Source organism: Nocardioides sp. NPDC059952 (assembly GCF_042730435.1).
Taxonomy (GTDB): Bacteria; Actinomycetota; Actinomycetes; order Propionibacteriales; family Nocardioidaceae; genus Nocardioides.
In genome coordinates this window covers 66531-73947 of record NZ_JBHWLY010000026.1, presented here as the reverse complement: position 1 = coordinate 73947, position 7417 = coordinate 66531, and the positions used below count along the sequence as shown (strand labels likewise).

The following is a 7417-nucleotide window of genomic DNA, read 5'->3' as shown; positions in this document are numbered from 1 at the left end:
GAGTCGGCGCGTCATAACGCGCCGACTCGGCGGGATTTGGGGTCAGGATGCGCCGACTCGGCGAGGGTGCTACTCGCCGCGGATGAACGCCTCCAGCTGAACGCGACCCTCGGTGTCCTCGATCTGAACCGGCGGGCTCTTCATGAGGTAGGCCGAGGCCGGGATGATCGGGCCGCCGATGCCGCGGTCCTTGGCGATCTTGGCGGCGCGGACGGCGTCGATGATGATGCCGGCGGAGTTGGGGGAGTCCCAGACCTCGAGCTTGTACTCCAGGTTGAGCGGGACGTCACCGAACGCGCGACCCTCGAGCCGGACGTACGCCCACTTGCGGTCGTCGAGCCACTGCACATAGTCCGAAGGACCGATGTGCACGTTGCGGTCGTCGATCTTGTCGGCCAGCTCGCCCTTGAGGTTGGACGTGACGGCCTGGGTCTTGGAGACCTTCTTGGACTCCAGGCGCTCGCGCTCGAGCATGTTCTTGAAGTCCATGTTGCCGCCGACGTTGAGCTGGTACGTACGGTCCAGCGCGACGCCGCGGTCCTCGAACAGCTTGGCCATGACGCGGTGGGTGATGGTGGCACCGACCTGCGACTTGATGTCGTCACCGACGATCGGGACGCCGGCGTCCTCGAACTTCTTGGCCCACTCCGGGTCGGAGGCGATGAAGACCGGCAGCGCGTTGACGAAGGCGACCCCCGCGTCGATCGCGCACTGCGCGTAGAACTTGTCCGCCTCCTCCGAGCCGACGGGAAGGTAGGAGACGAGGACGTCGACCTCCTTCTCGCGCAGGATCGAGACGACGTCGACGGGGTCGAGGCCGGACTCGGAGATGGTCTGCCGGTAGTACTTGCCCAGACCGTCGAGCGTGGGGCCACGCTGCACCTCGACACCCTTGAACGGGACGTCGGCGATCTTGATGGTGTTGTTCTCGGAGGCGTTGATCGCCTCGGAGAGGTCCTTGCCGACCTTCTTGTCGTCGACGTCGAAGGCGGCGACGAACTCGACGTCAGAGACGTGGTAGTCGCCGAACTTGACGTGCATGAGGCCCGGGACGCTGCCCGCCGGGTCGGCGTCCCTGTAGTACTCCACACCCTGGACCAGGGAGCTGGCGCAGTTGCCGACTCCCGCGATTGCTACACGAACCGAACCCATCGGGGCTCCTTCCAATACTCCTGGCCGTCACCGGCCAGGAGGTCATTTCTCGTTCTCTTGGCTGCTCTGCGCTGTGCGCGAGACGTCCGCTTCGTCGCGTACGCCATCGTCATCCCCCAGATCCCCCCGACCCGCTGCCTGCTCGTCGTTCGCAGGCCTGGGGTTCCGTTCGGCGTCGATCAGAGAGGAGAGCCATCGGACCTCCCGCTCGACCGACTCGACGCCGTGACGCTGAAGCTCGCGGGCGTAGGAGTCGACCTCTTTCTGGGTCATGGCAAGCTCGCGTTGCACCCGGTCGAGCCGCTCCTGGAGCCGGCTGCGACGTCCTTCGAGGACGCGAAGCCTGATCTCCATGTCGGTGCGACCGAAGAACGCGAACCTGATGTCGAAGTTGTCGTCCTCCCAGGCCATCGGACCGACCTCGGACATGAGCTGGGTGAACTCACGCTCTCCGGCAGGCGTCAGCTGGTAGACGATCCGCGGCCGCCGGGTCACCGGCGTGACGGTCTTCGCCTCCTCCTCGATGAGGTGCTTGCGCAGCATCTTCTTCAGAGCCGGGTAGAGAGAGCCGTACGACAGCACTCGCCCCCAGCCCAGCATCAGGTTGAGCCGCTTGCGCAGCTCGTAGCCATGCATAGGCGACTCGTGCAGCAGCCCAAGGACTGCCAACTCGATCGTCTCTGCGCGACGTGCCATGCGACCTATCGTACCGATATATCCGCCAAGGCAAATAGAGACCTAAGTCTTGTCTGGATACGCCTGACGAGACCACTTCGATGCAACCGTCACCGAACTGTTGACGTCGGGTGACTCGACGCGCGCTGGGCGTGGATGCGGGAGCGCTAGCGTCGATTGCGTACGCTGATGGCTGCCGTTCGACTACCCGAGGATCCACCCGGGGAAGGTCAGGCAAGCGTCGCGCGTCAGGTTGATGGGATTCCCTCGGGGGGATTCAGCGACGTCGGGGGATTGTCAGTGTCAGCCCGTCCGGTCACGTGCCGGGCAGTCACAGGAGCAGTGCTACACCCGTGAGCGACCCATCCGGCGGCTTTTCCCAAAGGCCCAGCCCCCGCAGTGCCAGTCCCCGTAGACCCGATCTCGGCGGACAGCAAGGACGACCCCAGGGCGGACCGCGCCCACCGCAGGGTGGTCCGGGCGGTCGACCGCCGGCTCCGCGCCGCCCCCAGGGTGGTCCGCAGGGTCAGCCGCCAGGCCAGCCCGGTCGTCCGCAGCCTCGTGGTAGCCAGCGTCCGATGCCTCCCGCCGGCCAGCGCCCCGATCCGCGATCCGGTCAACGACCTCCTCGGCCGCCGTCGCCCCGTCGCCCCGGTGAGCCTCCGATCGACCGCCTGGGTCAGCGACCTGCGGGTCGTGGCCGAGGCGGCCCGGGTGAGCCGCGTGACCCGCGGTCGGCCTTCGGGGCATCAGAGGACGGCTTCGACGACGGCCCGCTGGACAAGAAGCAGCTCGCCATCCGGATCGGCAAGATCGCGGCCATCGTGGGTCTGGTCCTGGCGCTGATCGGCAGCGGCGCGGTGATCATCTCCTACAACATGATCTCCGTCCCCAGCGCCAACGCGGCGTTCGAGGCCGAGTCGAGCTTCGTCTACTACGCCGGCGGCAAGAAGGAGGTCGGCCGCTTCCAGGCGGGCGACCAGAACCGTGACGCGCTGAGCGTCGACGAGATGCCCGCGCTGGTCAAGGACGCTGCCGTGGCAGCCGAGGACCGCAGCTTCTACAAGAACAACGGCATCGACCTCAAGGGCATCGCGCGCACGCTGTTCTCCAACGCCACCACCGGCAGCCAGGGCGGCGCCTCGACGATCACCCAGCAGTACGTCAAGAACCTCTACCTGACCCAGGAGCGCACCTACTCGCGCAAGGTCAAGGAAGCCGTGATCTCGCTCAAGATCACCCGGCAGAGGTCGAAGGACGAGATCCTCACCGGCTACCTCAACACCGTCTACTTCGGCCGCGGCGCCTACGGCGTCCAAGCCGCTTCCAAGACCTACTTCCGCAAGTCGGCCAAGGACCTCAACATCAAGGAAGCCGCGGCGCTGACCGCGATCCTCAACAACCCCAACGGCTTCGACCCGGAGAAGGAAGGCAAGGACTCCGGCGGCACCGAGCTGCTCGGCCGCTACCAGTACGTCCTGGGTGGCATGGCCGACCTCAAGGCCGAGGGCGACGCGCTCAGCGACTTCGACGAGGCCACCGTCGAGAAGGCCAAGGAGGCGCTGCCCAAGTTCCCCAAGCCGCTCGCCGACAGCCGCCTCGGTGGCCAGAAGGGTCACGCGCTGACGCTGGTGAAGAACGAGCTGAAGTCCCTCAAGGACGACAACGGCAACCCCCTCTTCACCGAGGAGGACATCGACAGCAAGGGCCTGAAGGTCACCACCACGCTCAGTGCGAAGGCGATGAAGGCAGCGCAGGAGGCGGTCACGGAGGTGCGCCCCAGCGACAAGAAGGCGGTCAGCGCCAAGCACCCGGAGAACGAGCTGCACGTGGGCGCCGCGACGGTCGACGTGAAGACCGGTGCGCTCAAGGGCTTCTACGGCGGCCAGGACTACCTCGACTCCCAGATCAACTGGGCGGCCTCGGGCGGTATGGCTGGTTCGACGATGAAGCCGTTCACCCTCGCCGCGGCCCTCGAGGCGGGCTACTCGCTCAAGGACACCTGGACCGGTGAGGCCGGTCTGGAGTACGCCGGTGGTGGCACGGTTCGAAACTCGGGCCAGAGCGACGCTGACCCATCCGGCCACAGCTACGGCAAGCACATCACCGGGATCAAGGCGATGGAGGAGTCGGTCAACACCTCGTTCGTCCAGATGTCGGCTGCCCTGCCCAACGGCAGCGAGGACGTCTACGAAATGGCGGTCAAGTCCGGTCTGCCGCCGGACGAGCAGCACATCGAGGGAGCACCGGCCGACTACCGCTCGATCCCGGCGTACTCGATCGACTTCGACCCCAACAACTATCTGCTGACGCTGGGTCGTCAGGCGATCAGCCCGATCAACATGGCCAACGCCTACGCGACCATCGCCAACGGTGGCATGCGGAACACCGTGCACCTCGTCTCGAAGGTGATCAACGCAGACGGCGAGGTCGTCTACGAGTGGAACCAGCGTGACGGTGAGGAACGGGCGATGTCCGAGGACACCGCCGACGACACGTCGTACGCCCTGCAGCAGGTCGTGAAGAACGGCACCGGCCAGACGGTCAGCGGGATCAACCAGCCGGCCGCCGGCAAGACCGGCACCGCGACCAACGAGAACGACGACGTCTCCTCGGCATGGTTCGCCGGCTACACGCCGCAGCTCGCCACGGCGGTCATGTACGTCCGTGGCAAGGGCTCCGGCAAGCTCGACGGCTGGCTCGACTCCTACTTCGGTGCCGGCTACCCCGCGTCGACATGGGCCGAGATCATGGGCACGCTCACCGACGACCTCGACATCGAGGAGTTCCCGGAGCCGGCCTGGAAGGACGGCGAGGCGCCGCAGGACGGTCACGAGCCGTCGCTGACCAACACCCCGGACCCGACTCCGACCCCGTCGGAGGACTGCTCCAAGAAGGACGAGCGCAAGGGTCTCTGCATCCCGATCGAGGAGCCGGAGGAGAGCCAGAGTCCCACGGACGGCGCGACCGAAGGTGACCCGGACCCGTCGGCGACCCCCGACGAGCCCGAGGCGACCGATCCGACGGTGACCGAGACCGCGTGCGACTGGTTCGGCGATTGCGAGTCGTCCTCGCCACCGGCGGATGGCAATAATGGGGGCGGCAATGGCGCCAACACCGAATAGGGCACTTACTTCGTGACAGATGGTCCAGTGACCGCCCCCGCGGCGGAGGATCCGGTCGTCCGGACCGCCTCCACCGCGGTGGGCGGTCCTCTCGGGGGACTCGCACACGGCCGACGGCGCTGGTTCAGCGCGGTCGGCCTGCTGCTGCTGCTGACCTCGCTCACGTTCGCGATCGGGATGGTCTCCAAGCAGACCTGCTACAACGCCACCTGGACCAACGGCGACACCCGATACACCCACTTCTGCTACTCCGACCTGCCCTATCTCTACGTCGACCGTGGACTGGCCGAGCAGGAGTGGCCCTACTCCTCCGATCCTGAGGTCCGGGCGCGCTATCAGCAGGTGATGGAGTATCCGGTCGGCATCTCCTACTACGCCTGGGCGACGTCCCACATCACCGACTGGCTGACCGACACTCCCGACGAGGACGAGCGCCATCTCGTCGAGACCTCGAGCTTCTGGGGCCTGCCCGGCATGCACCACGAGATCCGGGTCTTCATCGTCGTCAACGTGATCGGCTTCGCGGTCGCAGCGCTGCTCTCCGCCTGGTTCCTGGCACGTACGCACCGCCGACGGCCCTGGGACGCGGCTGCGTTCGCGCTCGCCCCGGTGCTGGCGGCGACCGGAATCATCAACTGGGACATGCTGGCCGTGGTCTTCGTGGCCGGGGCGCTGTGGGCATGGTCGCGGGATCGGCCGCTGTTGACCGGCATCCTGATCGGACTCGGCTGCGCGACCAAGCTCTATCCGCTGTTCCTGCTCGGCGGACTCGTGGTGATCTGCATCTGCCGGCGCCGCTACTACGACCTGGCGGTCGCGTCCCTGGCCACGGTCCTCGCCTGGGTCCTCGCCAATCTGCCCGCGATGGCCACCGGCCTCGAGGAGTGGAAGGTCTTCTGGAGCTTCAACTCCGACCGAGGCCCCGACCTCGGCTCGCTGTGGCTCGTCGTCCAGCAGGCCACCGACGCGACGATCTCGGCGCAGACGGTCAACCTCGTCTCCTGGGCCTTCTTCATCGCCTGGTGCAGCGGCGTACTCATCATCGGGCTGACGGCTCGCGAGACGCCGCGGCTGGCGCAGCTGGGCTTCCTGATCGTCGCCGGGTTTCTCCTGGTCAACAAGGTCTATTCACCGCAGTACGTCCTGTGGCTGCTGCCGCTGGCCGTCCTCGCCGTGCCGCGCTGGCGTGACCAGCTCATCTGGCAGGCCGGTGAGCTCTTCTACTTCGTCGCGGTCTGGTGGTATCTCGCCGACATCCTGGCCGGCAGCGGTGGCGACCAGCCGGTCTACTGGTTCGCGATCCTCGCCCGGGTCGCCGCCGAGATCTATCTGATCGCGGTCGTGGTCCGGGAGATCTACGAGCCGTGGCGCGATCCGGTCCGGTGGACCGAGGCTCGCGCGGAGGCTCAGGAATCCAGGATGATCTCGTCGAACGAGGTCGCGGTGTAGCGCACCCGCACCTCGAGCTCCTCGCCGACCTCGGGCACGCGCGCGCCCGAGGGGAGCATGAGCATCGACTCCTGCATGTGCGGCGGCTCGGCGAACCAGAGCGCCTTGCCGTCGAGCGTGTAGGGCGAGCGCGACTGCCCCATGGCGTCGAGTCCGCCGCGGGCGACCGCGAGGGCGCGGGAGCGCAGGTGGGTGTCGCCCAGCGGCGCCTCGAGCCCGATCCCGTGGGCGGTGCCGCCGGAGGCGACCACCAGATGACCGGCGCGCATCGCGGTGCGGCCGCGGTAGCCGTAGGAGTATCCCCGCTCGAGCGGATGTACGTCCTCGACGGTCGCGGTCACGGTGAGCGCGCCGCGGTCACCGAGCCACAGCGCGGTGCCGACGCGGGGCCGGAAGGTGATGTCGCCGTAGGCCGCGCGCAGCTGGGCCAGCTCGTTGGCGCTCAGGTGGGAGACCCACACCGTCTTCGCCTCGGCGCCGACGACGGCGTCCATCTGGGCACGAACCTCGGCCAGCGAGCCGCCGTCGAGGCCGAAGTGCATCGTGATGCCCTCGAAGCGCGCGTGCTCACGGGCGATGGCGGCGGTCGGCCACAGGTCGCTCGGGGTCATCCCGTGGCGCCGCATCGAGGTGACCAGCTCGAGGATGACCCGCGCGCCGGGCTGGCGCTCCAGCAGCAGCGGCAGGTCCTCGGGGCGGCTGATCGTGTGGATGATCCGGTCGGCGATCTCCGGGTTGATCTCGGGCGAGTACGGCCGCCACGGGGTGAGGACGTAGATCGATCCGCTGAACCGGGTCGCGACCTCCCAGACCTCGTTGTAGGTGCCCACCGCGAGCGTGTCGACGCCCGTGTCGAGGCTGTTGAGCCACTCGGTCTGGTGGGCGAGCTTGCGCAGGGTGAGGCCGTAGCCGTTGCCCTTCGCCACCGGGACCAGGCCAGGAGTCGCCTCGGCGAAGGTCTGGACGTGCTTGCGCCAGCGATCGGCGTCAACGGTCAGTTTCAGCGGCATACGGAG

Annotated in this window: 5 protein-coding genes; 2 read left to right on the top strand and 3 right to left on the bottom strand. The window is 67.5% G+C overall.

Going from position 1 to position 7417, the window contains the following annotated elements; all coding sequences use genetic code 11:
* Positions 1–69: 69 nt before the first annotated feature.
* Positions 70–1152, bottom strand: coding sequence for an inositol-3-phosphate synthase (locus ACFV9G_RS14235; protein ID WP_378728113.1), 1083 nt, complete (start codon positions 1150–1152; stop codon positions 70–72).
* A gap of 42 nt (positions 1153–1194) precedes the next feature.
* Positions 1195–1848: a PadR family transcriptional regulator gene (locus tag ACFV9G_RS14230; RefSeq protein WP_378728112.1), complete on the bottom strand. Its 654-nt coding sequence runs from the start codon at positions 1846–1848 to the stop codon at positions 1195–1197.
* A gap of 557 nt (positions 1849–2405) precedes the next feature.
* Between ACFV9G_RS14230 and ACFV9G_RS14225 the strand changes: the two genes are divergently transcribed.
* Positions 2406–4952: a transglycosylase domain-containing protein gene (locus ACFV9G_RS14225; protein ID WP_378728111.1), complete on the top strand. Its 2547-nt coding sequence runs from the start codon at positions 2406–2408 to the stop codon at positions 4950–4952.
* 27 nt (positions 4953–4979) lie between these two features.
* On the top strand, positions 4980–6401 hold the full coding sequence (locus ACFV9G_RS14220) for a glycosyltransferase family 87 protein (RefSeq protein ID WP_378728110.1): 1422 nt from the start codon (positions 4980–4982) through the stop codon (positions 6399–6401).
* Here the strand turns inward: ACFV9G_RS14220 and ACFV9G_RS14215 are convergent.
* Positions 6359–7411, bottom strand: coding sequence for an alanine racemase (locus ACFV9G_RS14215; protein WP_378728109.1), 1053 nt, complete (start codon positions 7409–7411; stop codon positions 6359–6361). The two genes, ACFV9G_RS14220 and ACFV9G_RS14215, sit on opposite strands and share 43 nt — an antisense overlap.
* Positions 7412–7417 lie beyond the last annotated feature (6 nt).

What these genes read in the sequence shown, in the direction of transcription:
- ACFV9G_RS14235 (WP_378728113.1), bottom strand. Translation starts at nt 1,152, where the DNA reads ATGGGTTCGGTTCGTGTAGCAATCGCGGGAGTCGGCAACTGCGCCAGC.
- ACFV9G_RS14230 (WP_378728112.1), bottom strand. Translation starts at nt 1,848, where the DNA reads ATGGCACGTCGCGCAGAGACGATCGAGTTGGCAGTCCTTGGGCTGCTG.
- ACFV9G_RS14225 (WP_378728111.1), top strand. Translation starts at nt 2,406, where the DNA reads ATGCCTCCCGCCGGCCAGCGCCCCGATCCGCGATCCGGTCAACGACCT.
- ACFV9G_RS14215 (WP_378728109.1), bottom strand. Translation starts at nt 7,411, where the DNA reads ATGCCGCTGAAACTGACCGTTGACGCCGATCGCTGGCGCAAGCACGTC.